Source organism: Maricaulis sp. CAU 1757, from assembly GCF_054482675.1.
Genome location: NZ_JBTLRI010000001.1, coordinates 629,924 through 655,143 on the forward strand (window position 1 = coordinate 629,924; position 25,220 = coordinate 655,143).

Genomic DNA, 25,220 nt, shown 5'->3' on the forward strand with positions numbered 1-25,220 from the left:
TTTTTGTCCAGCGCCAACCAAGCGGTCGGTCTAGACGATTGGTAGCCTGATCTCGCAATGGTAGGCGGTGTCCTGGCTCACCTTGATGGTCCCGCGATGTTTGACCTTGACCAGCTGGGCCATGAACTTGCTGCCAAAGCCTCCACCATTGTCAGGACTTTGCGCGGCCGGCTGCGATGAGTCGCGCCAGTGCAGCCGCAACATCCTGCACTCGCCCTCGCCCTCCACGTCCCAGCTCAGATCAACCTGTCCGTCCAGGGTCTTCAAGGCGCCATACTTGGCGGAGTTCGTGGCCAGCTCGTGCCAAATCAGTCCCAGATCAAAGGCCAGTTCTCCCTTGATGCTGATATCGGGGCCGGAAACCCTGATCAGCTCACCAAACGGATTGAGCGCGTTGGCCGCGAGCTCGGCCAGGCTGACCGTGTCCAGCCCGCCGCGGGTGATGGCCGCACTCGACCGGCCCATGGCGGCGAGGCGCGCCGAATAGGTACGCTTGGCCGCCGCAATATCGGTTGAGAACTCGAACGTCTGCCTGAACAGCGAATCGGCGACCTGGAGCAAATTGGTGACCCGGTGGGCCATTTCCTGCAGCAATGCCTGGTGATCGCGGCTGGCGCATTCCTGGCGCCAGCGCGCCGAGATGATGTTGGCCACCGCCTGCAGGAAATTCCGGTCGGCGTCCTCGAACTCGCGCAACACCGGCGCGTGCACACCGAATACGCCGTAGGGCCGTCGCCCGACTCCGGCGATCACCACGCTCATGCCGCTGCGCACCTTGTGCTGGCGCAGCAGGAGCGGCCCGGAAAACCGGGTCTCGGTTTCGAGGTCGCGCACGACAACCGGATCATTGACGAGCAGGGTGTAGCCTGCCTGGGAATCACGCTCGGTCCCGACCATGGCCTTGCCGACCAGACCGTCATTCCATCCCACCCCGGCTTTCAGCTGGAGCACGTCGGCATCATCGGCAAACTGCAGAACCTTGACCATGGGGCAGTCGAGCACCCGCGAAACCGTGTCGGTGAGCGCTTGCAGGAAGTCGTCGAAGCTTTCCTCGCCCAAGGCTGCAGAGCCCAGCTCGGCCAGGGCATGCTGCTGGGACAGGCGACGGGTTACCTCGGTGACATCCCGCGAGATGATCAGGTAGCCGGCATCGGCGGCGTCCGGGTCGCGGATGGCAGTGATCATCTCGTCCCAATGGGTGATCCGCCCTGACGGGCTGGAATAGGTGCCGGTGAATCGCCCTGACCCGGCCTCGGTCGCCTCGCGCGCGGCGGCAAGGGCGTTAGCCGCGTCGGTGCCCGACCAGAATTCGAAATAGTTCTGCCCGACCGCCTCGCTGGGGTCGCAGATTTCCAGGCTGTCACAGCCGCAACGATTTATCCGCAGCAGCCTGCCGTCGGCGGCCACCAGCTTGACGCAGTCCAGGCTGTGCTCGAACAGGCTGTCATACGCCCCCTCCGGCCCGCGCACACCGACCCCGCCAGCCTTGCGGCCGGTAGTCAATTGGCGTTTGGTACTGGGCGTCCGCATCGGCTGGTCTCCACACCATGGGGAGCGACGATGACGAGAATACGGGCAATATTGGAGCCCGGCGACAAATATTTTGTCCAGTCACGATCAAAAAGGGCTTAAGGGCTTCCGCCCATTGTTCAAAAACCTGTCCGGCGGAAGGCAGGACGAGGTCGCCGGAATCGCCTAGGGCCTTTTGAGAAAGACTTTGGAAACGGCATGATAGCCGTGGCGCTCGAAGAATGCATGGGCCGGGCCATTCGCCAGCCCGCTTTCCAGCAGGATGTGCTCGGCACCGATCCCGTGGCTTCGTTCCTCGGCCACAGCCAACAGCCGCCCCCCGATGCCCGCGCCCCGCTGACCCGCCTCGACAATCAGATCCTCGATGGTGGCCACCAGGGGACCGTCCTCATCGCTGCAGTAAACCGCACACAGCCCGACACGATCCCCCGCCCGGCGCGCCTCCAGTACCCATCCACCGCTCGCCATGCAGGCGGCGAAATCACGCTCGAGCAGGCGGTCCAGGTCCTTGGCCCAGGCAACACCATCGGGACTGCGGCCGGAGGCGATCTCGCCATGCGAAATATACTCCGGCAAGGATTGCAGCTGCCCGGCAGCCCAGCCCGCCGCGTCGGCAACACCGCCGCTGTCCAGCGGACAGATATCCAAGTCATGCATCGTCTAGCCACCTTTTAACGGTACGGCAGTTCATTTGCTTTCCGGCCGCCTCGAAGAAGAGTTTCTGGCGCTCTTCAAACGGGATGCTGAGATCCGGCACAGCACGGAAATAGGCGTCGAAAATACCGCGCATGTCCGGCGAGTAATGCAAGCGATATTCCGGCCAGTTGCGGCGGAACCAGCCCATTTCCGAGACTTCCAGGAACCATGACACCCAGGTCCCGAAGACCATAGAGTCCAGATTCCGGCGTTGCCTCAACCGCACAGCGATCTCGAACAGGTTGAGGATCTGGAGGAAGTAATTGTTCGCCACCACGGCGGCCTCGTCATCGAGTTCGGCCGGCTCGTCGTCGCTTTCGTTGAATACCGGCGCCAGAATGGCCCGGTACTCCGCTTCGAAGCGGAAGATGTTCAACGCTTCGGTTTCCAGGTTGATATAGGTAGAGCGCCGTGTTTCACGGGCATTCCACATCACACCAATGAAAAGTGCCGCGAAGGCAGCGATATCCAGCGTGCCCAGAGCAGGCGTCAACCAATCCGGCATTCCTCGTCCCCAAATGGCCCAACCGGATCACGATACCCCGCACGCTTCCGGGGCACAGCCCGACAGGGCAGTCCTGTCACCGCCATTCTGCATAGCCATCCTGCAGCCGTGCCGACAAGAAAACCCGTGACCTTCGGCACTTGCGGCGTTATGCGGGCGTCAGATACAGGATCGCACCATGCTTGAGCTATTCACTTCCGCCCTCGTCACCTTCTTCGTCGCCATTGACCCGCCCGGCGTGGCACCGATCTTTGCGGCGCTGACCGATGGCGCCCCGAAGAGCCATCGCCGCCGCATGGCCATCAAGTCCGTGGTGATCTCTGCCGGGGTGCTGCTGGGCTTCGCCGTGCTCGGCGACTGGCTGCTCACGGCCATGCATATCAGCCTGGACGCCTTCCGCGCCGCCGGCGGTGTCCTGCTTTTCCTGATGGCGCTCGACATGATTTTCGAGAAGCGCACCGAGCGCCGCGAGGAGCGGGCCGAGAAGCTGACCGAGGAACACGAGACCCATCCGGAAGTCTGGGACGACATCTCGGTCTTCCCGATGGCCATTCCGATGCTCGCCGGCCCCGGCGCCATCGCCACGATGATGCTGTTCATGGCTGATGCGGAGAACTTCGCCCAGCAGGGTATCGTGATCGCCAGCGCGGGCGTGATCCTGGTGTTCTGCCTGGTCGTGTTCCTGCTGATCGGCCCGGTCATGAAGCTGATCGGCGAGTCGATGGCAGCGATGATTACCCGCATCCTGGGCGTCATCCTGGCCGCCCTCGCCGCCCAGTTCATCTTCGACGGGATCCGGGGCGCGCTGTTCTGATCCGACAATTTGGATGGAACCGGAAACCGTCCATTAGCGTCTCTCTGATACCAAGGGAGTTCCGGCAGCCGCCGAGATCGCGGCTCCGGATCCCGGTATCGGAGGAGGCCATGAGCTTTCGACTTGCCATGATGCTGATTGCCGGCGCCGCCAGTGCGGCGGGCTTTTCAGCGGTCGCCTGGAGCCTGGTCAACGGGCAGACCGACCAAGCCATCGCCTATGCCTGGCCAATCATCGGACTGACCATCCTGTTCGCCCTGATCGTACCGACACCGCGCCGTCAGACGGCGGAGCGCGGCGAGAAATAGGGCGCGTACAGGTCCGGTCGGCGATCCCGGAAAAAGCCCCAGGCGGCGCGGTGGCGCTGCAGGAAATCCAGATCAAACTCGGCATGTATGATGCCGCGCTCGGTCTTGCCCAGCTCGGCGACCTTCTCGCCGCTATGGTCGGCGATGAAGGAGGAGCCGTAGAAGACCTGGCCGTCCTCGTCGCCGATGCGGTTGGCGGCCATCACCGGGATCACGTTCGACACCGCGTGGCCCTGCATGGCCCGCTGCCAGCGCGCCGAGGTGTCCAGGCTGTCATCATGCGGCTCCGAGCCGATCGCGGTCGGATAGAGCAGGACCTCCGCTCCCATCATCGCCATCGACCGGGCCGCCTCGGGGAACCACTGGTCCCAGCAGATGCCGACGCCGATGCGCCCCGCCGCCGTGTCCCAGACCTTGAAGCCGGTATCACCGGGCCGGAAGTAGAACTTCTCCATATAGCCCGGCCCGTCCGGGATATGGCTCTTGCGATAGGTGCCGAGGATTTCACCCCCCGCATCGATCATCACCATCGAGTTGTAATAGTGCGGCCCATCGCGCTCATAGATCGACACTGGCAGGACAACGTCCAGATCGGCCGCCAGTTTCTGCAGCGCGATGACACAGGGATGGCTATCGGCCGGATAGGCGGTGGCGAACCACTTCTCGTCCTGCGACTTGCAGAAATAATGGTTCTGGAACAGCTCCGGAGCCAGAACGACTTGTGCTCCATCCCTCGCCGCCTCGCGGATCATGCCGGACACCCGGTCGATGTTCTCCTGCAAATCGGTCGTGAAGGCGCTTTGCAGCGCGGCGATGCGAATGTGACGAGCCAAGCGCTAGTCCTCCAGTCGGTCCAGCCAGTTACCGGGGCCGGTTCCGGCGTGCAGGTCCATGGCAGTCGGCCACAGCCACCAGGCCGGCCGATTGTCCGAATTCCACAGCGCCACGAAGGCCCAGCCGGTTTCCGGCTCGAGAATGATCTGCGCGCCGTAGCCCGAGAGATAGCCCTGATGCAAGACCAAAGTGCGCCCCTCCCAGTCATAGATGCGCCAGCCGAGCCCGTACCAGGTCTGGGAGACGCGTTCGCGAAGCATGCCGCGCCGGCGGGTCTCGGTCAGACTATCGGTGATGGGCTCGTGGATGCGCTCGCGGACATCCTGCGACAGGCCGGGCGCCAGACCGAGCTGGACCTGGGCCCAGCGGATCATGTCCTCGAGTGAGACATTGACCCCGCCGGCGGCCGCCACATTGTCGTAGGCCGACGCAGGGTCGCCCGCCACATTGCGGCTGCGTCGCCAGCCGCGGTGCGGACGGGCATAGCTGTCGGACAATTCCATCATCTCCACCCCGACCGAGGCGCTGGGCAGGCCGAAGGGGCGAAACACGAAGGTTTCCAGGGCCTGGGCGTAGGTCATGCCGGTGGCCGCCTCGATCGGGGCCTCGACGGCGGCGAAGGCGACATTCTGGTAGGTGTAGCACTCGCCCACCGAGCACACCCGATTGACATTGAGGAGCTGGTCGCGGATGCGCTGGATGTTCTGGCCTTCCTCGAGCTTCAGGTCATAGGCGTTGGGCGGCAGGCCCGAGCGGTGGCTGACCAGTTCCAACAGGCTGGGTTGGCGGACACCCTGGACCCGCATGACCTCGCCGGGGATCGGGGCATTGAGGTTGAGCAGCCCCTGCTCTTCGAGGATGCCGAGCAGGGTGCCGGTGAAGGTCTTGGACACGGAAGCCGCGCGAAACACGGTCTGCGGCGTTACGGGGTCACCCGTGCCGGCCGCCGTTTCGCCGCGCGTATAGACCAGCACCGGACGGCCGGCTTCCAGCACCGCCACGGCCAGGCCGACCACCTTGTCGTCCTGCATTGCCTGGTCGAGTCGCTGTTGCAGTGTGGCGATGTAGTCGGGCACCTGCACCGGAGGCGACAGGTCAGGCAGGTCCTCGATATCGGCCCGGTCCGCCAGCACCGCGTCACCCGGCAGGCCGACCTGGGGAGGACTGGCATCTTCGTCTTCCGCACGGGCGTCGATCAGGGTCGGCGCGCGCAGCTCCGCGTCTTCGTCAAACCCTTCATACGAGAGCGGCGCGGCGGCGTTTCCCGAGAAGGACACAAGGACGAGGCAGAACGTGGTGATCCAGGCGAAAGTCCGACTCAATCGCGTACTCCGGGTTGGTGACACGTCACACAGTGAAATGCCCCCCCACCCGACAATATGGCACTTGCCGGGGCTCCGACAACCTCGTGTCGGGGAAACAAGGGGCGCAAGGCATCCAGAGCCGCCCCTGCACTCGTCGTGCCATAGGTCGGCACCACAACCTTTGCGGCGCCGATCACCCAGTTCATATGACTGGCCGGTACCATCTCGCCATCCCCCAGATCGACACGCCCGGGAGACGGAATGGTGTGGACCTCGAGGCGCCGGCCCCGGGCGTCGGTCATGGCGCGCAATTGTGCCTCGATCGCCTCCAGAACACCGGCCTGCGGATCATCATCGCCGGCCGGCGCCTGGCACACCACCACGCCCGGCGCGGCGAAGCGGGCGATATTGTCGACGTGGCCATCGGTATGATCGGCCCGCAGCCCCTCATCGATCCACAGGATACGCTCGACGCCGAGCGCCGCTTTCAGCCGCGCTTCGATCTCGTCCTCGGTGGTCCCGGGATTGCGGTTGGGGTTGAGCAGACATTGTCGCGTCGTCAGCACGGTGCCCTCGCCATCGAACTCCAGCGCGCCACCTTCGGCTACCAAGTCGACATGCACTTCGCGTGCTCCCGCCAGACGCGCGATTGCGCCGCCCACCGTGTCATCGCCGGGCAGATCGTACTTGCCGCCCCAGCCATTGAACCTGAAGCGCACCGCCACGCTTTCCCCGTCCTGGCGACGGAAAACGGGGCCGGTATCGCGGGCCCAGACATCCCCGAAGGCTTCGCGTACAACCCGGGCCCGCGGCCCCATGCCGGCGCGGGCCGAGGCCTCGGCCTGGTCACTGGCGGCGAGAATGACAAGCTCCGGCGCGTCGCCGTCACCAACGGGTTCGGCGAGGGCCGCCAGAAAGGCCGCGAACTCGGCCTGGGCGGGCTCGAGATTGTCTTCCCACAGCGTGGCGTCGGATGGCCAGCAGGTGAAGATACGTTCGGGCGTGCGGGTTTCGTGGGGGATGGAAAAATCGCTCATGCGGCGCCTCTAGCATGTCCGCCGGAGCCATGCGAGCGACAAAAAAAGGGCGACCCGAGGGTCGCCCTTTTCCTGTTTCGATAGTGCGTTCGCTTAGAACTGGTAGCGAACACCCAGCTGGATCTGCCACAGCGACGAACGAGAAACGCGGCTCTCGTTGGAGTGCGGCACACCGCGGCTGTCGTCGTAGACATAGGCACCCGTCGGGGTGATGTCGTGCAGTTCGACGACCGGCTGGAAGTACTCGTAGCGCACCTGCTCGAAACGACCCCAGTCGCTATCGATCAGATTACCGACGTTCTCGATGTCGAGATAGAAGATGGCGCGAGCGGCCTGCGGGAAGAAGGCCGGAACCTCCTGCTGGAAGCGCAGGTCGAAGATCGTCGACCACGGGCTCTCGAAACCATTGCGCGGAGCGATCTCGCCAGCGTACTGGCCCAGACCGGTTTCACGCAGATAGTCGTTGAAGGCCGTGAAATCGAAGCCCGGCGTGTAGGTCACGTTCGGGTCCGACGTCGCCGTCACGATACCGCGGCTGTCCACCTGCGGCACGTAGAACAGATCGCCCTCGTCATCCGCAGCGCTCTCATTGTAGCCGAACGGCGACTGGCGGCGGTACTCGCCGTTGGGACCATTCGAGTAGCCGTAGGTGTAGCTGAAGTGACGGCCGGAACGGCGGGTCATGAACAGCTCGACGCGGGTCTCGTAGTCCTCGAAGAAAGCGTGACGCCAGGAGGCGCGAGCTTTCCAGTCATGCTCGATCTCGTAGTTCGACGTGGCCGAATACGGGTTCTGGCGATCGAAGCTGGCATAGTCCGAGTAGTTGGACGTGGCCGTCGACGAAGTGCCCGAGTGAGCATCGGTGACGTCCTGGTGGGTGTAGGCGGCCCAGAAGGAGAAACCGTTGTCGAAATCCTTCTGAATTTCAGCCGTCAGGATCAGCGAGCGACCCTTGTCGGTGTTGTTCAGCAGGATGTCCTGGCGGCTGGTTTCGCAATCATAGATCGGACGACCGTCGAAGGACTGGCGAACCGCCGGGCAGTTGGCGTCATACCAGAACGGAGCACCGTCCTGGATGTCCCACAGGGCTTCCATGGTGAAGCGCCAGTCGTTCATGTCGGCGATGTCGAAATAGACGTCGGCACCGAGCGAGGAGCGCCACACGGACGGAATCTCGAAGTCGGGGTGCAGAGCGTTCACTGAACCGTCGCCGGCGACCAGGGCAGCCTGGGCCGAAGCAGGGATGGTGGTGGCGTCGACATTGGTGATCGGGCCCGGCACGAAGACCGAGTCGATGGTCACACCGTCATTGGAGTAGCTGTTGGACACCCAGACCGACGGGTTACCGCCGGCGAAGCGACCGAAGCCACCGCGAACGACCACGTCGGCAACACGGAACGAGCCGAATTCCGGAGCGAAACGGTCGCCCACGGCGTAGTTGAACGCGAACCGCGGCATCAGGATGTCGAGACCGTCAATCGTCGTGGTGTTGGAGAAACCGTAACGGCCCTGGAAGTTAGGGTTGTCGGTGACGTTGTTCGACGCCGTGTAGGTGTCGTAACGCAGGCCGAAGATCAGGGTCAGGTCGTCCGACACCGTCCACTCGTCCTGGGCGTACAGCGTGTTGACCGCATATTCCCAGTTCGCCGCACCGTCGTTCTCGTCGTTGGTGATGGCGTTGTTGTAGAACAGGCTGGAGGCCACGCGGTTGCGCAGGTCGGTGATCGAATCGAACTCGTAGGAGCCTTCCGAACCCGGGACGAACAGGTTGAAGATCTGCTGGTCCTGACGCTCGAAGCCGGCCGAGAAGACGTGGTCGCCGTAGATGTACTCGCCGCGCAGCTTGAACTGCCACAGCTCGTTCGACAGGGCGTTGGCGTGACGGAAGAAGTCCGGACCCACCGAGACCGTGCCGCCGGTGGGCGTACGGATCTGGAAGTTCGCGAAATCGGACCCGTCATAGGAATCCTGGCCGGTTTCCTGCGTCGAGTAGGAGATCTTCACCTCGGTGGAGAAGTTGTCGGTCCAATCGGAGAAGCCCTGGACCACGAAGGATTCCAGCGACTCAGAGCGATTGTACCAGGTCGACGGCGTGCCGATGGAGGCACCGTCATTGCGCTCCTGGATCGAGGAGCCTTCCGAGGTGTTGTAGGTGAACTTGACGCGGTGATCTTCGTTCACGTTGAAGTCGAGCGAGAACAGGAATTTCTCGTCCGTGGAACCCAGATCGGCTTCGTCGAAATTGGTCAGGTCAAGACCGTAGACCGAGTCCATGATCGACAGGATGTCGTTGACTTCCGACTGCGTGACACGGCTCTCGGTGAACAGGGCCGAGGGGCCACCGAGCGGGGCTTCGCCGAGCGGCTCCATGCGGTCAAACTCTTCGTACGAGACGAAGAAGAACAGACGGTCCTGGATGATCGGTCCGGACAGCCAGCCACCGAGGGTCTCTTCGGAGAATTCCGAAGAGCTCAGGGTCAGGTCTTCGGTCTTGTCGCCGACGAGGCTGTCATCGGTGCGGAAGAAGTAGAGCGAACCGTGGAAATCGTTCTCGCCGGAACGGGTCACGGCGTTGATCGTACCACCGGAGAAGCCACCGTACTGGACGTCGTACGGAGCGACTTCAACCGAAAGGGCGGCCAGCGCATCGATCGAGACCGGGCCGCGGTTCTCGGCCGGGAAGCCGGACGAGTTGAGGCCGAACAGGTCGTTCTGGGCGACACCGTCAACGGTGAACGAGTTGTAGCGGTTGTTGGAACCGGCCAGGGAGATGGCGTCGCCGTTTTCCGGGTCGAGATTGGCGAACGGGCTCAGGCGGGCGATGTCGCGCGGATCACGCGAGATCGACGGCAGGCCGTTGATGTCGTCAGCGTTGAAGCGCGCGGACGGGCCGGTGTTCAGGTCGGTGAAGGTCGAGGCGCTCGCCGTGATGACGATGGTTTCGACCGAGGAACCGTCTTCCAGGGAGACCGGCAGGTTCAGCGGCGCGCCGAGCGACAGGACCAGGCCCTCGATCTGCTGCGGCTGGTAGCCGTCGGCCTGGATGATGACCGTGTAAGGACCGCCGACGCGCAGGTCGCGGCCGTTGAAGGCGCCACCTGCACCAGTGGTCGTCCGCGTGATCGAGCCGGTCGGCTCGTGGCGGATGGTGATCGTGGCGCCCGCGACGGCCGCGCCGTTCGCGGTCACTTCACCGCGAATATCCGACGTGGTGTCCTGCGCGTAGACCGCGGCAGGCGCCGCGGCCAGCAGGGCGATGGACGCCGCGCTGAGAGAAAGCTTTTTGGAAAACGACATGGGTCTTGTCCCCGGTAGGTCGATAGGAAGAGAGCAGAGCTCCCGGTACGAAGCACGCGCCTCCTACGCTGGACGGGCGAATTTTCCAAGACACGGAACACGACCGTTTTGTGACAAAGGATGGTGAATCGTCCGCTTGCGAACTCACTTGTGACCGGTTGGAATCGCAAAACTAGTATGTAGAGCCCTGCAAAACCTCAATATCCGGGATTTGAGGATCAGCTGGCGCGCGGATTTTTCTCCGTCGCGCCCTTTACCCGTCACCGCTAAAAGCGCATAGGCTGCGGCGAAAATGTTACACTTCTGACAGCTTGGTACCCGTCCCGCATGCTCGACACCGACTTTGCCCGTGCCCCTGATTCCCGGACCTGGTATCATGCCACGCTCGCCCTGATCGGAGGGCTTCTGGCGCTGCGCCTGCTGGCGCTCGTGCTCAGCCCGGTCGCGCTCTACGCCGACGAGTCGCAATACTGGGTCTGGTCACGCGAATTCGACTGGGGCTATTTCTCCAAGCCGCCGATGATCGCCTGGCTGATCGGCCTGTCGACCGCCCTGCTCGGCGACAGCGACTTTGCCGTGCGCCTGCCGGCAGCCCTGCTCCATTCTGCCACCGCGCTGTTTCTCTATGCCGCAGCCCGGCTGATATGGGACCGGCGCACCGGCTTCGCCGCCGCCCTGATCTACATCACCATGCCGGGCGTCTGGCTGTCCGCCGTGGTGATGTCGACCGATGCCCTTTTGCTGACCTGTTTCTCCGGCGCCCTGCTAGCCCTGCTGCACCTGCGCCGCGGCGCCGGCGCCCGCACGGCCGCCGCGCTGGGCCTCGCAATCGGGCTCGGCTTCCTGTCGAAATACGCCATGATCTATTTCGTGGTCGGCACGGCGATCGGACTCGTGGTCGACGCGACTCTGCGCCGGACCCTGGTCGGCCGCAACGGCCTGATCGCCGGCCTCGTCGTCGTGGCCTGCCTGACTCCCAACCTGCTGTGGAACGCTGCCAACGACTTCGCCACCGTGTCGCATACCGCGGCCAACGCGAATTGGGGCGGCGACCTGTTCCACCCCGCCGAGCTGGCCGATTTCGTCGGCGAGCAGTTCGGCGTTTTCGGGCCGATTCTGTTCCCGGTCCTGCTCGTCATCTGCGTCCAGGCGCTCCGCCGGGTGCGCGGTGGCGACCGCACCGCCCTGCTCCTCGTATTCTACGTGCTGCCGCCCCTGCTTGTGGTCTCCCTGCAATCCTTCATCAGCCGCGCCCACGCCAACTGGGCCGCCTCGGCCTATGTCGCCGGCACGCTGCTGGTCGCCGCCTTCCTGATGCGCGGCCCGGTCTGGCGTCGCTGGGTCCTGGCAGGATCTGTCGCCATTCATACCCTTATCGGCGTCGGGGTCATGACGCTCGCGGCAAGCCCGGCGCTGGTCGAGGCCATCGGGGCCGACAATGCCACCAAGCGCATCCGGGCCTGGCCGGAAACCGCCGCCGCCATCGAGGCGGCTGCCGGTGAGGAATACCGCTACATCGTGTTCGATGACCGCAATATCTTCCACCAGACCCAGCGCTATGCCCCCGAGCTGGACGGCCGCATGCGCATGTGGTGGCGCTATGCCGGCCCCATCAACCACGCCGAACAGGTCTGGCCGCTCGCCCCGGACGAGGACGGCCCCCTGCTCATCGTCTCGCACCGGCCCCTGGAGGTGGCCCGGATGCGCGACGATTTCGAGGTATTCGAGAGCCGTGGCACGCTGGCCATCCCGCTCGACGGCGACCGCACCCGCGACTTCACCCTGTGGCACGCCGAAGGCCAGCAGCGTGTGCCACGCGATGCCGCCTACGAAACCCGCTGGCGTGCTCGCGACGCCGCGCTGGACGACTAGCCGCGCGCTTCCGGCAGGCCTAGGGCCAGGGTCAGGTTCTGCATCGCCTGCACCGCGGCGCCTTTGAGCAGGTTGTCCAGCGTCGCGACGATGACCGCCCGCCAGCCGCCATCAGCCACTGCCAGGCCGCCGATCACGGCACCGGGACACCCGGCCCCGTCGCGCACTTCCGGGATCGTGTCACGGACCTCGACCAGCGCTTCGCCGGCATAATACTCGCGATAGAGAGCCAGCAGTTCTGCCGCTTCGACCGGCTGGGACAGGTCGGCGTGGACCGTCGCCACGATGCCGCGGAAGAAAGCCGCAACGTGGGGCGTGAAGCGCACATCCGAGCCCAGGTGATGGCTCATTTCGCGTTCGTGGATATGGCCGGCCAGGGCGTAGGGCATGAGATTGTCGGCCAGCGCCGCTGGATCGTTCTTGCGCGAGGGCGTGGTGCCGGCCCCGGAATAACCCGACACGCCGAACACGGTCGACGGACCGGCCAGGCGTCCGCGCAGTGGCGCCAGGGCCAGTTGGCCGGCGGTGGCATAACAGCCCGGATTGGCAATGCGCCGGGCCCGAGACAGGCACTCGCGGCCGTGTATCTCCGGCAGCCCGTAGACCCAGCCTGTATCAAAGCGAAAATCCGCCGACAGGTCGACGATCAGTGTTGTCTCCGGCAGGGCGTCCACGAAGGGCGCCGCGGCCCCGTTGGGCATGGCGAGGATCACGGCGTCGGCCCCGCGCGCTGCGACATCGGCGGGCCCCAATGCTTCGAAGTTGAGGTCACCGCTCACTTCCGGCGCCATCTCTGCCACCGCCTGTCCCGCCAGCTCGCGCGAACTGGCATAGGCGAGCTCGAGATCATCGCGCCCGGCGATCAGGCGCAGCAATTCGCGCCCGGTATGACCGCGCGCGCCGACCAGTCCGACCCGCAAGCTCATGCCCCGTCCTCCCTTGGCCCCAGCGTCGGTGGCAGGGCGAAGGCGGCCTCGATCACCGTGTCGAGCTCGGCCGGCTTCTGCGGCCCGCGCCAGAACACCGTCCACTCATCGCGCCGCACCGCCCCGTCACAGGCCTCGAAATAGAAGCCGTTAACCGGGTTTTCGGTACGCGAGCGCCAGATCATCTCCGGCGCGTATTCGGCGAGCTGCTGCCACACCGTGCGCCCCAGTCCTTCGCCGCGCGCCGCATCGAGCACGGCAAACTTGTCGAGATAGACATGTCCGGCCAGCTTCGTGGTCAGCGCCGCCGCTCGGTAGCTGTCAGAGACGAAGGCCCGGTCCAGCTCGAGCCCGTCCCAATACCCCGCCACCGGACGGCGCCCGAAGGCTTTGCCGACCAAGGCGTCCAGGCGGTCGATGTCCAGCTTGGCCTTGTCGTCTGTCGTCATGATGTGCTCACCGCGGCGGATCAGTGTGCCGGCCCCTGCGTGAGTGAACAATTCGCGCGCCAGTTCTGTCGGTCGCGTAATTGAGACCGAGGAGGACAGCGGCAAGTCGTCGAGCAGGCGCCGGATCTCCTGCATCTTGAGCAGCATGCCGCCATGCACCCAGTCGGCGGCGACCAGCGCCTCGTAATCGGTGGCCAGATTGATCGAGGAGATGATCTCGCCGTCTTCATCGAGCAGGCCACCCGTGCCAGTCAGGAAGATCACCTTGTAGGGCTGCAGGGCGTGCACCAGGGCGCGCACCGCGACATCGGCGTTGATATTGACCAGCTGACCGTCCTTGGTTTCGCCGAGGCAGGCCAGTATCGCCGCCTGGCCGGCCCGTGCTGCCGCAGCCACCTGCTCCAGGTGCACCCGGGTCGGCTGACCGACACGGCCCAGCTTTTCGGCATCGACCAGCTCCGCCTCAAACACGCCGCGCGGCACCGCCGCGGCCCGGCCGCCAGCTTCGCGCACGGCCTCGACCACGGCGAGGTTGGCGCGCATTAGCGTGTCGCGGATATGCGGCACGGCCTCGGCACGCGTCACCCGCAGCCCGTCCACGCGTTCGGTGGCGATACCGGCCTCGCTCAGGGCCCGGTCCAGCTGCGGCCCGCCGCCATGCACCACGACCGGCGTCAGACCGACGGTCTGCAGGAAGGCGAGAGCCGAGGCGAGACCGTCGAGATCCTCCTCGATCACCGCACCTCCCACCTTGATCACCGCAAACCGCTCCTGGTCGACGCCGGAAAAACGCTGCAGGTATTCGCGGATCTCCTTGCCGTCGCGCATCTGCGACAGCAATTGCACAATCGTCTGGCGCACGCCCGGTCCGGTCGAAGCGCTCATGATCCACTCCCGGAAGTCAGCAAGCGCTCCATCACTGCCATCTGCACAGGCAGCCGGTTTGCCGCCTCCTCGATGCCGAGAAAGGCGTCGCTATCCACCACGGCGTCCGCAATCTTCACATTGCGCCGCATCGGCAGGCAGTGGCTGACCACGGCGTTGTTGGTGCGCGCCATCTTGTCCGGGGTGACCATGAAGTCAGCTCCCTTGGCGCGATACGGCGCCTCGTCTTCCCACTTGCCGTAGAATGGCAGCGCGCCCCAGCTCTTGGCATAGACCGCGTCGGCACCGTCATAGGCGGCGTCGACATCACTGGTCATCGACACCGAGCCGCCGCCCTCGGCGACGAAGCGGGCAGCGGCGTCCATGTAGCGGTCATCGAGGCGGTAGACCTCGTCGGGCACCAGGACGCGCACATTCATGCCGAACTTGGAGGCGATCAGCAGGGCCGAATTGGCCACTGCCGTGTTCAGCGGCTTGGGGTGCGGGACCCAGGTGAGCAGGAAGGTCTTGTCCTCGACCGCTCCGATGCGGTCCTGCAAGGCCCGCATCAGGGCCAGCTCCTGACACGGGTGGACGATGGTCTCCATGTTGATCACCGGCACCGTGGCGTGCTTCGCGAACGCCGTGATCATCGGGTCCGCGCGCTCTGCCGGCCAGTCCTTGAACTCGGGAAAGCAGCGGATGGCGATCAGGTCGACATAGCTCGACAACACCCGCGCCGCCTCGCGCACGTGCTCTTCCGCACTGCCGTCCATGGTCACGCCGTCACCGAATTCCAGCGGCCAGGTCGCCCCCTTGGCGTCAAGGACGATGGCCTTGCCGCCCAGCTTCCAGGCACCGATGTCAAACGAGGTCCGGGTGCGCAGGGACGGATTGAAGAAGACGAGGGCGATCGACTTGCCCTGCATGCATCGGCTCTCCACCCCCGCCTTGAACGCGCTGGCGCGGTGAAGCAGGTCCTGCAGCTCATTGCGGGACCAGTCGGCGGTAGAGAGAAAATGGCGCATGAGGCAATCCTGCTGCCGGATAGGACATGCCTGCGCCTTAAGGCCCGCCGGAGGGCTTGTCCATAGACAGCTTGGGCGACCCCGACTGCGGGCGCGATATTGATGCCGGGCCGGGTTTGACGGCACAGTGCGCCCGATCTCAACCGGAGCCCGCCCATGTCCGTCATCGCCGTCATACCGTCGCGCTACGGCTCGACCCGCTTTCCCGGCAAGCCGCTGGCGCCGATCGCCGGGCGCATGATGATCGAGCGCGTCTGGCGTTCGGCAAGCGCTGCGGAAGGCGTCGACCGCGTCGTTGTGGCCACTGATGATGCGCGCATCGTCGAGGCCGTCGCAGGCTTCGGCGGCGAGGCGGTGATGACCGATAGTACCTGCCGCAACGGTACAGAGCGTGCCCTCGACGCCGTGCGGCGCCTCGACAGCGACGCCGAGATTGTCATCAACGTGCAGGGCGACGCGGCCCTCATACCGCCCTGGGTCATCGGCGATGTCGCCTCGGCCATGCGCGCCAATCCCGGCCTGCCCATGGCCACGCCGGCAGTGCAGATGCCCGAGGAAACCGCGGCACGCATGCGCGACATGAAGGCCAAGGGCATAGTCGGCGGGACCACGGTTGTGTTCCGCAAGGACATGGACGCGCTCTACTTCTCCAAGGGCGTCATTCCCTTCCAGCGCCACCCCGAAGCCGGCACCCCGACCTGGCAGCATATCGGCCTGTACGGCTATCGCCGCGAAACTCTCGAAACCCTGGTCGCACTCGACCCCTCGCCGCTGGAACAGGCGGAAAGCCTCGAGCAGCTCAGGGCGCTCGAGAACGGCATCCCGATCCGCGTTGTGCCGACCGATTACCGCGGCCGCTCGGCCTGGTCGGTGGACGCGCCGGAAGACGTGCCGGTGGTCGAGGGCATCATCGAGCGCGAAGGCGAGCTGGTGCCATGAGCCGCGTCCTACTCGCCCGCCACGGCAACACCTTCGGTCCCGGCGACACGCCGGTGTGGGTCGGCGCACGTGAAGACCTGCCGCTGGTCAAGACCGGCGAAGCCCAGGCCCGCGCCCTTGGCGAAGCCCTGCGCGAGGCCGGCCTCAGGCCAGCCCGCATCATCGCCGGTCCGCTCGCGCGCACCCGCCGGGCCGCCGAGATCGTCGCCGAGCTGACCGGCTTCGAGGCCGACATCGAGATCGATGAGCGCCTCAAGGAAATCGACTACGGGTCCTGGGGCGGCAAATCCAACGCCCAAATCGAGGCCGAGTTCGGTGCGGACACTCTGGCCCTGTGGGACCAGCACCACACCCGACCGCCCGGCGTCGACTGGTGTCCCGACGAGGCCACCCTGAAAGACAACGCCCTGGCCGCCATGGCCGAAGCCGCCGAGACTGACGGGCTCGCCCTGGTGATCACCTCCAACGGCATCCTGCGCTACATGCACGCCGCCCTGATGGGCGAGGACGCCAATGCCAAGGTGAAGACGGGGCATGTGTGCGGGGCGGAGATCAAGGGACGGGCCGGAATCCGGCTGTTCTGGAACGAAAAGCCGGAGGCAGAGCTGCTGGCGGAGGCGTTCGGGTAGCGGATAGAGTGGCACGAGCCTGATGCCGCGCCTGGCGCCCTAAGCTGTCGGATAGAGATTACCGTTCATGCGACCGCAGTTGCAGGACGCAACGCCGCGACCTCCTGTCGGGCCACCTACTCTACCCGTCCCAGGAAAGCCCTGATCGCAGCCCAGGCCTCCGGCTCCGTCATGAAGGGGCAGTGACCGACATTTGGCACTTCGACCACGTCTAGGTCCGGCTTCTCGGCCAGCATCTGCTCCACTGTCGCCTCGGCCAGCAGATCGGTGATGCCGCCGCGCACCAAGAGAGTGGGAATATCGGCGAAGGGTTTCCAGAACTCCCAGATCGTCGGCGGGGCGGTACCTCCACCCAGCCCGGCGAGGATATTGCCGTCATACTCCAGCTCGATCGTGCCGTCGGCGCGCTCGATCCAGGTCTTGCGCGCGAAATCGTCCCAGAAGGCGTCGTCGTCGGCGCGGTCCGGGAAGGCCGCGACATTGTTTTCGCGAGTCCGCCTGGCGGCCTCGGCCCAGCTCGTCACCGGGTCTCGACTCGACGTGTTGGCCTTGATGCGCTCGAGCCCCGGCAGGGAGATTTCCGGTCCGATATCGTTGATCACCGCGGCTGCAATGCGCTGTGGCTGGGTGCCGGCGATGATCATGGTCATCAGCCCGCCCATCGAAGTCCCGACAAAGACCACGCGCGGCAGGTCCAGCGCATCGAGCAGCGCCAGCATGTCGCCAGCATAGGTAACCGGCTCATAGCGCTCGATCACCGGGTCGGGATCCGATTGCCCGCGCCCGCGCTGGGACACCACGATGACACGCCGGCCCAGAGCAGCGATGTCCGGGGCGAGGTCTTCGAAATCACGCACGTTCCGGGTCAGTCCGTGCAGGCACAGCACCGGCAGTCCGGTTTCCGCCCCGACAGCAGGATAGTCGCGGTAATGCACGCGCGGGCCGTCGGCGGTGGTGAAGAAGTGTTCGGTAAAACGCGGCTCGGTCATGCGATCGGTTCGGCCTCCGTCGGTGGTTCGGCAAGGGGGGCGGGTTTGCTCGAGCCTTCGCCCTGCCAGTCACGCGGCAGGTAGCGGGCGGCCCAGAACATGAAGAAGGCAGCGACCAGGTAAAGACACGCGCCGATCAGGATCGACACTTTCAGCGAGCCTTCTCCATAGGTCGGCTCGAGCACAGTCGACAGTCGCCCCAGCACGTAGACGCCGCCGCCAATGCCCAGCAGGTTGTTGATCAGCAGGAAGACCGAGGAGGCACTGGTGCGCATGTGCGGCGGCACCAGGTGCTGGAACGCCGAAAGGACCGGCCCCAGCCAGGCCAGGCCAAGCGCGGTCGGGATGAAGAGCAAGGCGGCGGCCAGCGCTGCCGAGGGCGACAGGATGCCGGCCCAGTAGAGTGGCGCGCAGGCCAGGAAGGCAAAGCCCGGCACGGTGGCGAAGGCGGCGCGCGATCGCTTGCCCATCCAGTCGCCCATCACTCCGCCCAGGAAGATGCCGAGACTGCCGGCCACGAACAGCACGCCGCCGAAGACCCAGCCGGTCTCGGTCAGCGACAGCTCGAAGGAGCGGGCGAAGAAGGAGGGCAGCCAGAAGAACACGCCATATCCCATCATCGACGAGGCCGAGGCGCCGAGAATCAAGAGCCAGAAGCTCGGCTTGCCGAGTGCGAGCTCCATGAAATCGCGGAAGGCGGCAAAGAAGAAGCCCACGAGCAGGCCCGCGATGGCCCGCCCGGCAAGCCAGCCAATCGCTGACGTGCCGAAGCCGGCGCCGTCGAGCATGACCGGCAGGCCCCATGCGATCAGGCCCGGCAGGGTGAACAGGACGGACAGGCCGAAGCCGAGCGCCAGCCAGTTCGAGTGCTGCGCAATCCAGCGTCCGGCCAGCCAGCCGCAGATCGCGGAGACGACAGCGGTGGCGATGAGCACGCCAACCGACTGCACCGGTGTGGCGTTGAAGACGAGCATGTTGAACAGGGACAGCAGACTCGGCAGGGCGAGGATCACTGCCGCCGCTTTCGACAGCAGACGACCGCGCTCCGGTGTATAGGCCTTGGTGACCTGCCGCGCACGCATGTCGTGGGCGGGCACGTCGTCGAACTGGCCGCGTTTGGGTTCGCGCACGATGAGCTTGAAGATCGGTGCCAGGACAACGCCGGCAATGCCAACAATGATGAAGGCGGAGCGCCAGTCGAGATCATCGGAAATGCCGCCGCCTGCGATCTGCGAGCCGGCAATCACGCCGAAGGCGCTGCCGACCGGGATGCCGAGCGAGTAGATGGCCAAGGCCCTCGCCCGGCTCTGGGGCGGAAAATAATCGGCGATGATGGTGTAGGCCGGGGCCACGCCGCCGGCTTCGCCGATGCCGACACCGACGCGGGCCAGAAAGAGCTGGGTAAAGTTCTGGGCCAGCCCGCTGACGGCCGTGAAGCCCGACCACACGGTCAGTGCGACTGTCATGATCCAGGTTCGGTTGAACCGGTCGGCGAACCAGGCGATCGGCACACCCAGGGTCGAGTAGAGCAGCGCAAAAGCGATGCCGCCGAGCAGGCCCAGCTGTTCGTCGCTCAGTGCCAGCTCTTCCTTGATCGGGATGGCGAGGATGGAAATGATCTGCCGGTCGAGGAAGTTGAAGGCATAGACCAGGAAGAGCAGCAGCATGACGACGCCGCGATAGCTGCCGCTCGGCAGGCGGTCCGCCCCGGTTTTGGATTCCACGTGTGTCTCGGCCATGTCACTCCCCCGACAGGCGACGCCTCCCAGCGCCTTCTTTACCCTCGTCAAACCGAACATGAATGGTCATTCAGGTTTGGTCAAACCCCATTTGCGGCCCGCGACCCTGTGCTATCATCTTGTCTCGCAGTCCTGCCAATGCAGGATGTGCCACAGATTTCAGACCAAGCCCAACGCATTGACGGGGATCATCATGAAACACCTTGCCTTCAGCGCTGCCCTCGGCAGTCTTCTACTGGCCGCCTGCAGCCCGGGCGCCGACGATACCGAAATGACCACCGACGCCGAACCGGCAGTCGAGACGGATGTCGCCACCGCGACCGATGACGCCGGGACGGAAGTCAACGCGACCACCGTGGCCGAGATTTCCGAGGCCGATATGCGCTATCGCATCTCGACCCTCGCCGACGATTCCTTTGCCGGCCGTGCCCCGGCGACCCAGGGCGGTATCGATGCCTCCAACTGGATCGCCGAAGAGATGCGCAATGCCGGTCTCGAACCGGGCTATGACGGCAGCTATTTCCAGCCCGTCCCGCTTCTCGAAGTGACGCTGGACGAGACCCGCTCCTCATTTGACATCCACGATGATGGCGAGGGCCTCGGCCTGACCATGCGCGACGATGTCGTGTTCTGGACCAAGCGCGCGGACGCCGAAGTCGCGGTCGAGGACAGCGAGCTGGTCTTTGTCGGCTACGGCGTGGTGGCTCCGGAGTATGACTGGAACGACTATGAAGGGCTCGATGTCGAGGGCAAGACCGTGGTCATGCTGATCAATGACCCCGGCTTCGCCAATCCGGAGATGGGGCTCTTCAACGGCAATGCCATGACCTATTACGGGCGCTGGACCTACAAGTTCGAGGAAGCCGCCCGCCAGGGCGCCGACGGCGTCATCATCATCCACCAGACCGAGCCGGCCTCCTATGGCTGGAACGTGGTTTCAGGGTCCTGGTCCGGCGCCCAGCTCGACCTGGCCCGCGAGCCTGGCGAGGGCACGTTTGCCGGCTTCGAGAGCTGGGTCACCGAGGATACGGGCCGCCGCCTGTTCGACCTCGCCGGCCTCGATTTCGACGCGCTGACCGCCGCTGCCGCCCAGCCCGGATTTGAACCGGTGCCGATGGAAGGGCTGACCGCCTCGGCGACGCTGTACAACTCGACCCGCACCATGGACAGCCGCAATGTCGTCGGTGTCGTTCCGGGCACCACGCGTCCGGACGAGTACGTCCTATACACCGCGCACTGGGACCATCTCGGCACCAATGCCAATGCCGGCCCGGGCGAGGACGCCATCAATAACGGCGCCGTCGACAACGCCACCGGCACGGCCGCCATCATCGAGACCGGCGAGGCCTTTGCCGCCAACCCGCCGGAGCGCTCGGTGATGATCCTCGCGGTCACGGCCGAGGAATCCGGCCTGCTGGGCTCGGCCTATTACGGCGAGAATCCGATCGTTCCGTTCAGCCAAACGGTGGGCGGCATCAATATCGACGCCATCCTGCCGACCGGTCGCTCGCGCGATGTCGTGGTCGTGGGTCACGGCGCTTCCCAACTGGAAGACGTGCTGACCGAACAGGCGGAAGCACAGGACCGCTACATCGTCGCCGACCCCAATCCGCAGGCCGGCTATTTCTACCGTTCCGACCACATCTCGCTGGCCAAGAAGGGCGTGCCCATGCTGTACGCCGATGGCGGCGTTGATCTGGTGGAAGGCGGCCGCGAAGCCGGTGAAGCCGCTGGCCAGGACTATACCCAGAACCGCTATCACGGTCCGGCAGACGAATACTCGGCCGACTGGGACATGTCCGGCATCATGGAAAGCACCGAGCTGTTCTACAATGTCGGCCGCGCTCTGGCCGACAGCGATGCCTGGCCGAATTGGTACGAAGGCAATGAGTTCCGCGGTCTTCGCGACGCCCAGCGGGCTGGATCCGAAGACTGATCCTGCCGCACCGGAAGAGAGAGAAAGGGCGACCCGGCCGGGTCGCCCTTTTTTCTGACCGATGGCCTACTCCGCACGGGACTGCCGGAGAAGGTCCAGCACGTGCTCCAGCGCATCCCCCTCGACGGGGATGTGAGGCTGCACTCCGACGCGTTCCCAATTGCTCCCGGTGCGCGGATCGATCGGCTGTCGTGTCGGCATCCAGGCCTTGACGCCGCACGGCAGGTCGAAGGTCTCAGGCGGATTGGCCCCGCCTCCGCTTGCCGTCCCGACCAGCACCGCCCGGCCGTCATTCCTCAGCCCGTAGGCCAGATCTTCCGCGGCCGAGAAACTGTTTTCGTCGATAAGAACATAGACCGGCTTGTCGGCGGCCCAGCGGGCCCCTAGGGCCGCCGGCTCGAATTCGCCGTACCAGGCGTCGGCATGATCAATGCCGGCCCGGTCAACAAACTGCAGGCGCACGTAATCATCACGGCCGGTGACGTAGCGCCGGACGGTGTCGACGGAGGAGCCCTCCCCGCCGCTATTCCCCCTCAGGTCGATGATCAGGGCGCGGCTGTGCTGGATTGTCTCGAATGCGTCCAGATATGCCTGCGCGGCGATATCGACATGATAGAAGGTGCTGAGCCGGAGATAACCGATATCGCCCTCCAGCACTTCAGCGGCCGCCACGCCATAGTTCACCGACGGCGCTTCGGCGAGCCATTCCGCCTCCCAGTCGGGTTCCCCCTCGGCATTCGGATCAACGCGGTCGAAGGCAAAGTGCATGTCACCGGTCACATCACGCATGTGCAGGGTGAGCGTGCGCCCGAAGCTGTCGCTGGCCAAGGCGCTTTCCAGCAGCCCGCGATCGATCGCCTCGGCGGCGGCTTGGCCGACCTCCGGAAGGATATACTGCTCGGCGAGCAGGCTTTGGAGCTCGTTTTCCAGCTCGCCCAGGGCCGGACAGGTGGCCAACGACAGGGCGGCGATCAGGGAGGTAATCATGAAGGGGTGTCCTCGGATTGGGTCAGCCGCCGGATGCGGTCAGCAAAAGGGTCGGCTTCGAGAGCCGCAATGGCTTCGGCCAGCACGGCCGAAAGCGGTGTTGAGAGTTGATCGTCGAGGGCGGCGGCGGCTCTCGCAGTCGCCTGCCACTGCTTATTGAGGGGCCCCCGCAGGGCCTCGCCCGCATCGGTCAGTGCGATCAGTCGCACGCGGCCATCGCGATCGGCGTGGTCCTCGACAAGACCTGCACTCTGCATTTGGCGCAGGGTCTGGCTGACCGCCGGCTGGGTCAGCCCGGAGCGGCGGGCCAGGTCGCCCACCGAAAGCGGCGCCTCCCTGAACAATTGCCGCATCACGGGCGTGTAGCGCGGCCGGTAGTCGAGACCGAGGTCGCGGTAGACCCCGGCGAGATCCCCATCGAGCAGTTCGATCAACCGGCGGACCTGGGTTCCCAAGGTTTGCCTGACTTGCGTCATGTCAACTCCATAAGCAGTTATATGATTGCTTATGGAGTTTGCTCCAGGATGTCAACCGAGGCATGCGAAGCGCTCTATATTTTTGAAATCGCTAGAAAGTTCGGCGCAGAACGAGTTTCTCGCTGCGCTCTTCCAGCCGGGCCGTGTACTGCTTCTCGTTCAGGACCGCTCCGGTGTGCACGCAATACGTGGTCCGGGCCTCGGAAATGCGTGGCCAGTGAATGAAGTCACACAGAAGAGCCTTGAAACCTGATGACACATTGGCTTCAAGCGAGCCGAGGCTCTGGGCGTAGGCGAGATTGTTCTGGAACATGCCCTCGCGGCGCAGGCTGGCCAGGGCTTCCTTGAAGTCGCCCCCCAGAAAGTCGTTTATGTTACGCCCTTCCATCTCATTGCGGCGGACGCCGAACAACTCCAGGGCGCCACGCGATATCGCCTTGATCATGCCCATGGAGTCGGTCACCAGTTCGATGCCCGGATTGAGGGTGACCAGATCGGCCCAGGTTGGCGCCGGGGCGATCACGAAAGCGTCCTGGACCAGTTCCGCCATGCGGCGCTTGATCCGTTCCGGCGGCTCGGAATCGCCGTTCTCCCAGCGCGATATCATGGCCTGGGTGACGCCGAGATCAGCCGCAAGGGCAGCCTGCTTCAACCGTTTCGACATCCGGAAATTCCGGATAACCGAAGGCCAGTTCACTTTGTTTGATGACACCGACAAGTTCACGTCTTGCACTAATCTCACCCCCTCTGGACAGCACACCCGACGGCCTTCACATGTCAGCCGGTACCGGCACGCGGGATACGCCCGACGCCTGGACCGACCGCACTTCGGCGCCCGAGTGCAAAGCCTGCGCACTCACTTTCGGCGCATTTGACCTTAACGTCAAAGATTTCCGAACATTGACGCGATATCCGTCAGCAGGTGTGCGGGCGCCCCGACCGGAATCCGGTCACAGAAAAGGCCCGCTAACAGGAACGGGCCTCTTCGCGTTCAGTTCCGCAGCACCCTAGCGGTAGCGCTTCTGCACGGCCTTGAGAGCCGCGCTGCCCGGGCACAGCTTGTCGTGCGGCAGCGCATTGAGCGGTGTCTCGGGCAGCCGGTTGGCGGCATGCATGTCGGGCATGTCCTCATTAAGGTAGAGCAGGCCGGTGCGGATCTCGCCGTCCGAGCCGCCCAGCAGAAGTGTCTCGATGGCCTGGGCCCGGTCGCGCGGATCATAGGCGCTCTCCGTCTTGCGCAGGCGCAGCGTGCCGCCATCGTGCAAGGGCACGGTCATCGCACCGTCTGCGCCGTACTCCCCGGTGATTTCCTCGGCATGGGCCACGAAGTCGGTGTGCACCAGCGGATGGTAGTACTTGTAGGTATGGGCATAGCTCTTGGTCGAGCCGGGATGGTCGTTGAAGGTCACGCAGGGCGAAATGATGTCGATCAGCGCGAAGCCCTTGTGCATCAGCCCGGCCTTGATCAGCGGGATCAGCTGCGACTTGTCGCCGGAGAAGGCACGGGCCACGAAGCCGGCCCCCAGCGTCAGCGCCTGGACGCACGGGTCGATCGGCGTCTGCTCGTTGGCCACGCCCTTCTTGGTTTTCGAGCCATAGTCCGCCGAGGCCGAGAACTGCCCCTTGGTCAGACCATACACGCCATTATTCTCGAGCACGTAGAGCATGTTGAGATTGCGCCGGATGGCGTGCGCGAACTGGCCGAAGCCGATCGACAGCGAGTCCCCGTCGCCGGAAATGCCGATATAGTGAAGCTTGCCATTGACCGCATTGGCCCCGGTGGCGACCGATGGCATGCGACCGTGCACACAATTGATGCCATGCGACTGGCCCATGAAATAGGCCGTGGTCTTGGACGAACAGCCGATGCCGGACACCTTGGCCGCGCTTTCCGGCGCCAGGTCGAGCTCCCAGAAAGCCTGGACCAGGGCCGCCGTGACCGAGTCATGCCCGCAGCCGGCGCACAGGGTCGACATCACGCCTTCGTAATTGCGTACCGTCAGACCCAGCTTGTTTTTCGGCAAATGCTTGTCGATGAAGGGTTTCGGCATCGAGGTCATG

At 64.8% G+C, this 25,220-nt stretch carries 22 protein-coding genes; 6 read left to right on the forward strand and 16 right to left on the reverse strand.

The annotated features are described in order from the left end of the window. Positions 1 to 30: 30 nt before the first annotated feature. The 3 genes from ACXYMR_RS02965 to ACXYMR_RS02975 all read right to left on the reverse strand — a co-directional run bounded on the left by ACXYMR_RS02965 (position 31) and on the right by ACXYMR_RS02975 (position 2,731). A complete protein-coding gene (locus tag ACXYMR_RS02965; protein WP_458941261.1) occupies positions 31 to 1,530 on the reverse strand; it encodes a sensor histidine kinase in 1,500 nt (499 codons plus the stop codon). Between the two features lie 165 nt (positions 1,531 to 1,695). Then, positions 1,696 to 2,187, reverse strand: a complete 492-nt coding sequence (locus ACXYMR_RS02970; protein WP_458941262.1) for a GNAT family N-acetyltransferase — start codon at positions 2,185 to 2,187, stop codon at positions 1,696 to 1,698. Further along, positions 2,180 to 2,731 carry a hypothetical protein gene (locus ACXYMR_RS02975; RefSeq protein ID WP_458941263.1) on the reverse strand — a complete coding sequence of 184 codons (552 nt, stop codon included), beginning with the start codon at positions 2,729 to 2,731 and terminating at the stop codon, positions 2,180 to 2,182. Before ACXYMR_RS02975 ends, ACXYMR_RS02970 begins: the two co-directional genes overlap by 8 nt. Positions 2,732 to 2,909: 178 nt before the next feature. Between ACXYMR_RS02975 and ACXYMR_RS02980 the strand changes: the two genes are divergently transcribed. Further along, positions 2,910 to 3,545: a MarC family protein gene (locus ACXYMR_RS02980; protein ID WP_458941264.1), complete on the forward strand. Its 636-nt coding sequence runs from the start codon at positions 2,910 to 2,912 to the stop codon at positions 3,543 to 3,545. A 110-nt stretch (positions 3,546 to 3,655) separates the two neighbouring features. Continuing rightward, positions 3,656 to 3,853, forward strand: a complete 198-nt coding sequence (locus tag ACXYMR_RS02985) for a hypothetical protein (RefSeq protein ID WP_458941265.1) — start codon at positions 3,656 to 3,658, stop codon at positions 3,851 to 3,853. On the opposite strand, the gene aguB is transcribed toward ACXYMR_RS02985, so the two are convergent. The 4 genes from aguB to ACXYMR_RS03005 all read right to left on the reverse strand — a co-directional run bounded on the left by aguB (position 3,826) and on the right by ACXYMR_RS03005 (position 10,325). Then, entirely contained in the window at positions 3,826 to 4,686 is an 861-nt protein-coding gene (aguB, locus tag ACXYMR_RS02990; protein ID WP_458941266.1) for an N-carbamoylputrescine amidase, read from the reverse strand. The genes ACXYMR_RS02985 and aguB overlap by 28 nt on opposite strands. A 3-nt stretch (positions 4,687 to 4,689) precedes the next feature. Next, positions 4,690 to 6,009, reverse strand: coding sequence for a serine hydrolase domain-containing protein (locus ACXYMR_RS02995; RefSeq protein WP_458941267.1), 1,320 nt, complete (start codon positions 6,007 to 6,009; stop codon positions 4,690 to 4,692). Beyond that, positions 6,006 to 7,028, reverse strand: a complete 1,023-nt coding sequence (locus tag ACXYMR_RS03000; protein ID WP_458941268.1) for an agmatine deiminase family protein — start codon at positions 7,026 to 7,028, stop codon at positions 6,006 to 6,008. Before ACXYMR_RS03000 ends, ACXYMR_RS02995 begins: the two co-directional genes overlap by 4 nt. Before the next feature lie 93 nt (positions 7,029 to 7,121). After that, a complete protein-coding gene (locus ACXYMR_RS03005) occupies positions 7,122 to 10,325 on the reverse strand; it encodes a TonB-dependent receptor (protein WP_458941269.1) in 3,204 nt (1,067 codons plus the stop codon). A 327-nt stretch (positions 10,326 to 10,652) separates the two neighbouring features. Between ACXYMR_RS03005 and ACXYMR_RS03010 the strand changes: the two genes are divergently transcribed. Next, positions 10,653 to 12,197, forward strand: coding sequence for an ArnT family glycosyltransferase (locus ACXYMR_RS03010; RefSeq protein WP_458941270.1), 1,545 nt, complete (start codon positions 10,653 to 10,655; stop codon positions 12,195 to 12,197). Here the strand turns inward: ACXYMR_RS03010 and argC are convergent. Genes argC through ACXYMR_RS03025 form a run of 3 tightly spaced genes read right to left on the reverse strand, consistent with a single transcriptional unit; the run spans position 12,194 to position 15,464 of the window. Beyond that, positions 12,194 to 13,123: an N-acetyl-gamma-glutamyl-phosphate reductase gene (gene argC / locus ACXYMR_RS03015; protein WP_458941271.1), complete on the reverse strand. Its 930-nt coding sequence runs from the start codon at positions 13,121 to 13,123 to the stop codon at positions 12,194 to 12,196. The two genes, ACXYMR_RS03010 and argC, sit on opposite strands and share 4 nt — an antisense overlap. Then, positions 13,120 to 14,457 carry an acetylglutamate kinase gene (locus ACXYMR_RS03020; RefSeq protein WP_458941272.1) on the reverse strand — a complete coding sequence of 446 codons (1,338 nt, stop codon included), beginning with the start codon at positions 14,455 to 14,457 and terminating at the stop codon, positions 13,120 to 13,122. The genes argC and ACXYMR_RS03020 overlap by 4 nt, the downstream gene beginning before the upstream one ends. Next, positions 14,454 to 15,464: an N-acetylornithine carbamoyltransferase gene (locus ACXYMR_RS03025; protein WP_458941273.1), complete on the reverse strand. Its 1,011-nt coding sequence runs from the start codon at positions 15,462 to 15,464 to the stop codon at positions 14,454 to 14,456. The genes ACXYMR_RS03020 and ACXYMR_RS03025 overlap by 4 nt, the downstream gene beginning before the upstream one ends. 156 nt (positions 15,465 to 15,620) lie before the next feature. On the opposite strand from ACXYMR_RS03025, the gene kdsB reads away from it, so the two are divergent. Further along, the gene (gene kdsB / locus ACXYMR_RS03030) at positions 15,621 to 16,403 is read left to right on the forward strand and encodes a 3-deoxy-manno-octulosonate cytidylyltransferase (RefSeq protein WP_458941274.1); all 783 of its coding nucleotides are present in this window, start codon (positions 15,621 to 15,623) and stop codon (positions 16,401 to 16,403) included. Then, positions 16,400 to 17,032 (forward strand): histidine phosphatase family protein, encoded by a 633-nt coding sequence (locus tag ACXYMR_RS03035; protein ID WP_458941275.1) that lies wholly within the window; start codon positions 16,400 to 16,402, stop codon positions 17,030 to 17,032. The genes kdsB and ACXYMR_RS03035 overlap by 4 nt, the downstream gene beginning before the upstream one ends. Positions 17,033 to 17,148: 116 nt before the next feature. Here ACXYMR_RS03035 and ACXYMR_RS03040 read toward each other — a convergent pair whose 3' ends face one another. Both ACXYMR_RS03040 and ACXYMR_RS03045 read right to left on the reverse strand, forming a co-directional pair. Beyond that, positions 17,149 to 18,021, reverse strand: coding sequence for an alpha/beta fold hydrolase (locus ACXYMR_RS03040; protein WP_458941276.1), 873 nt, complete (start codon positions 18,019 to 18,021; stop codon positions 17,149 to 17,151). Further along, a complete protein-coding gene (locus ACXYMR_RS03045) occupies positions 18,018 to 19,760 on the reverse strand; it encodes an MFS transporter (protein WP_458941277.1) in 1,743 nt (580 codons plus the stop codon). Before ACXYMR_RS03045 ends, ACXYMR_RS03040 begins: the two co-directional genes overlap by 4 nt. 193 nt (positions 19,761 to 19,953) lie before the next feature. On the opposite strand from ACXYMR_RS03045, the gene ACXYMR_RS03050 reads away from it, so the two are divergent. Further along, positions 19,954 to 21,696 (forward strand): M28 family metallopeptidase, encoded by a 1,743-nt coding sequence (locus tag ACXYMR_RS03050; RefSeq protein WP_458941278.1) that lies wholly within the window; start codon positions 19,954 to 19,956, stop codon positions 21,694 to 21,696. A gap of 66 nt (positions 21,697 to 21,762) precedes the next feature. On the opposite strand, the gene ACXYMR_RS03055 is transcribed toward ACXYMR_RS03050, so the two are convergent. The 4 genes from ACXYMR_RS03055 to ACXYMR_RS03070 form a co-directional block, all read right to left on the reverse strand. Continuing rightward, the gene (locus ACXYMR_RS03055) at positions 21,763 to 22,683 is read right to left on the reverse strand and encodes a S41 family peptidase (protein WP_458941279.1); all 921 of its coding nucleotides are present in this window, start codon (positions 22,681 to 22,683) and stop codon (positions 21,763 to 21,765) included. After that, complete coding sequence (locus tag ACXYMR_RS03060; protein ID WP_458941280.1) at positions 22,680 to 23,159, reverse strand: MarR family winged helix-turn-helix transcriptional regulator; 480 nt, start codon at positions 23,157 to 23,159, stop codon at positions 22,680 to 22,682. The genes ACXYMR_RS03055 and ACXYMR_RS03060 overlap by 4 nt, the downstream gene beginning before the upstream one ends. A gap of 91 nt (positions 23,160 to 23,250) precedes the next feature. Continuing rightward, entirely contained in the window at positions 23,251 to 24,015 is a 765-nt protein-coding gene (locus ACXYMR_RS03065) for a helix-turn-helix domain-containing protein (RefSeq protein ID WP_458941281.1), read from the reverse strand. 151 nt (positions 24,016 to 24,166) lie between these two features. Next, complete coding sequence (locus ACXYMR_RS03070; protein ID WP_458941282.1) at positions 24,167 to 25,219, reverse strand: 2-oxoacid:ferredoxin oxidoreductase subunit beta; 1,053 nt, start codon at positions 25,217 to 25,219, stop codon at positions 24,167 to 24,169. Between the last annotated feature and the right edge of the window lies 1 nt (position 25,220).

Coding starts and splice junctions, on each gene's coding strand:
- ACXYMR_RS02965 (WP_458941261.1), bottom strand. CDS start 1,530: ATGCGGACGCCCAGTACCAAACGCCAATTGACTACCGGCCGCAAGGCT.
- ACXYMR_RS02970 (WP_458941262.1), bottom strand. CDS start 2,187: ATGCATGACTTGGATATCTGTCCGCTGGACAGCGGCGGTGTTGCCGAC.
- ACXYMR_RS02975 (WP_458941263.1), bottom strand. CDS start 2,731: ATGCCGGATTGGTTGACGCCTGCTCTGGGCACGCTGGATATCGCTGCC.
- ACXYMR_RS02980 (WP_458941264.1), top strand. CDS start 2,910: ATGCTTGAGCTATTCACTTCCGCCCTCGTCACCTTCTTCGTCGCCATT.
- ACXYMR_RS02985 (WP_458941265.1), top strand. CDS start 3,656: ATGAGCTTTCGACTTGCCATGATGCTGATTGCCGGCGCCGCCAGTGCG.
- ACXYMR_RS03000 (WP_458941268.1), bottom strand. CDS start 7,028: ATGAGCGATTTTTCCATCCCCCACGAAACCCGCACGCCCGAACGTATC.
- ACXYMR_RS03005 (WP_458941269.1), bottom strand. CDS start 10,325: ATGTCGTTTTCCAAAAAGCTTTCTCTCAGCGCGGCGTCCATCGCCCTG.
- ACXYMR_RS03010 (WP_458941270.1), top strand. CDS start 10,653: ATGCTCGACACCGACTTTGCCCGTGCCCCTGATTCCCGGACCTGGTAT.
- argC (WP_458941271.1), bottom strand. CDS start 13,123: ATGAGCTTGCGGGTCGGACTGGTCGGCGCGCGCGGTCATACCGGGCGC.
- ACXYMR_RS03020 (WP_458941272.1), bottom strand. CDS start 14,457: ATGAGCGCTTCGACCGGACCGGGCGTGCGCCAGACGATTGTGCAATTG.
- ACXYMR_RS03025 (WP_458941273.1), bottom strand. CDS start 15,464: ATGCGCCATTTTCTCTCTACCGCCGACTGGTCCCGCAATGAGCTGCAG.
- kdsB (WP_458941274.1), top strand. CDS start 15,621: ATGTCCGTCATCGCCGTCATACCGTCGCGCTACGGCTCGACCCGCTTT.
- ACXYMR_RS03035 (WP_458941275.1), top strand. CDS start 16,400: ATGAGCCGCGTCCTACTCGCCCGCCACGGCAACACCTTCGGTCCCGGC.
- ACXYMR_RS03040 (WP_458941276.1), bottom strand. CDS start 18,021: ATGACCGAGCCGCGTTTTACCGAACACTTCTTCACCACCGCCGACGGC.
- ACXYMR_RS03045 (WP_458941277.1), bottom strand. CDS start 19,760: ATGGCCGAGACACACGTGGAATCCAAAACCGGGGCGGACCGCCTGCCG.
- ACXYMR_RS03050 (WP_458941278.1), top strand. CDS start 19,954: ATGAAACACCTTGCCTTCAGCGCTGCCCTCGGCAGTCTTCTACTGGCC.
- ACXYMR_RS03055 (WP_458941279.1), bottom strand. CDS start 22,683: ATGATTACCTCCCTGATCGCCGCCCTGTCGTTGGCCACCTGTCCGGCC.
- ACXYMR_RS03060 (WP_458941280.1), bottom strand. CDS start 23,159: ATGACGCAAGTCAGGCAAACCTTGGGAACCCAGGTCCGCCGGTTGATC.
- ACXYMR_RS03070 (WP_458941282.1), bottom strand. CDS start 25,219: ATGACCTCGATGCCGAAACCCTTCATCGACAAGCATTTGCCGAAAAAC.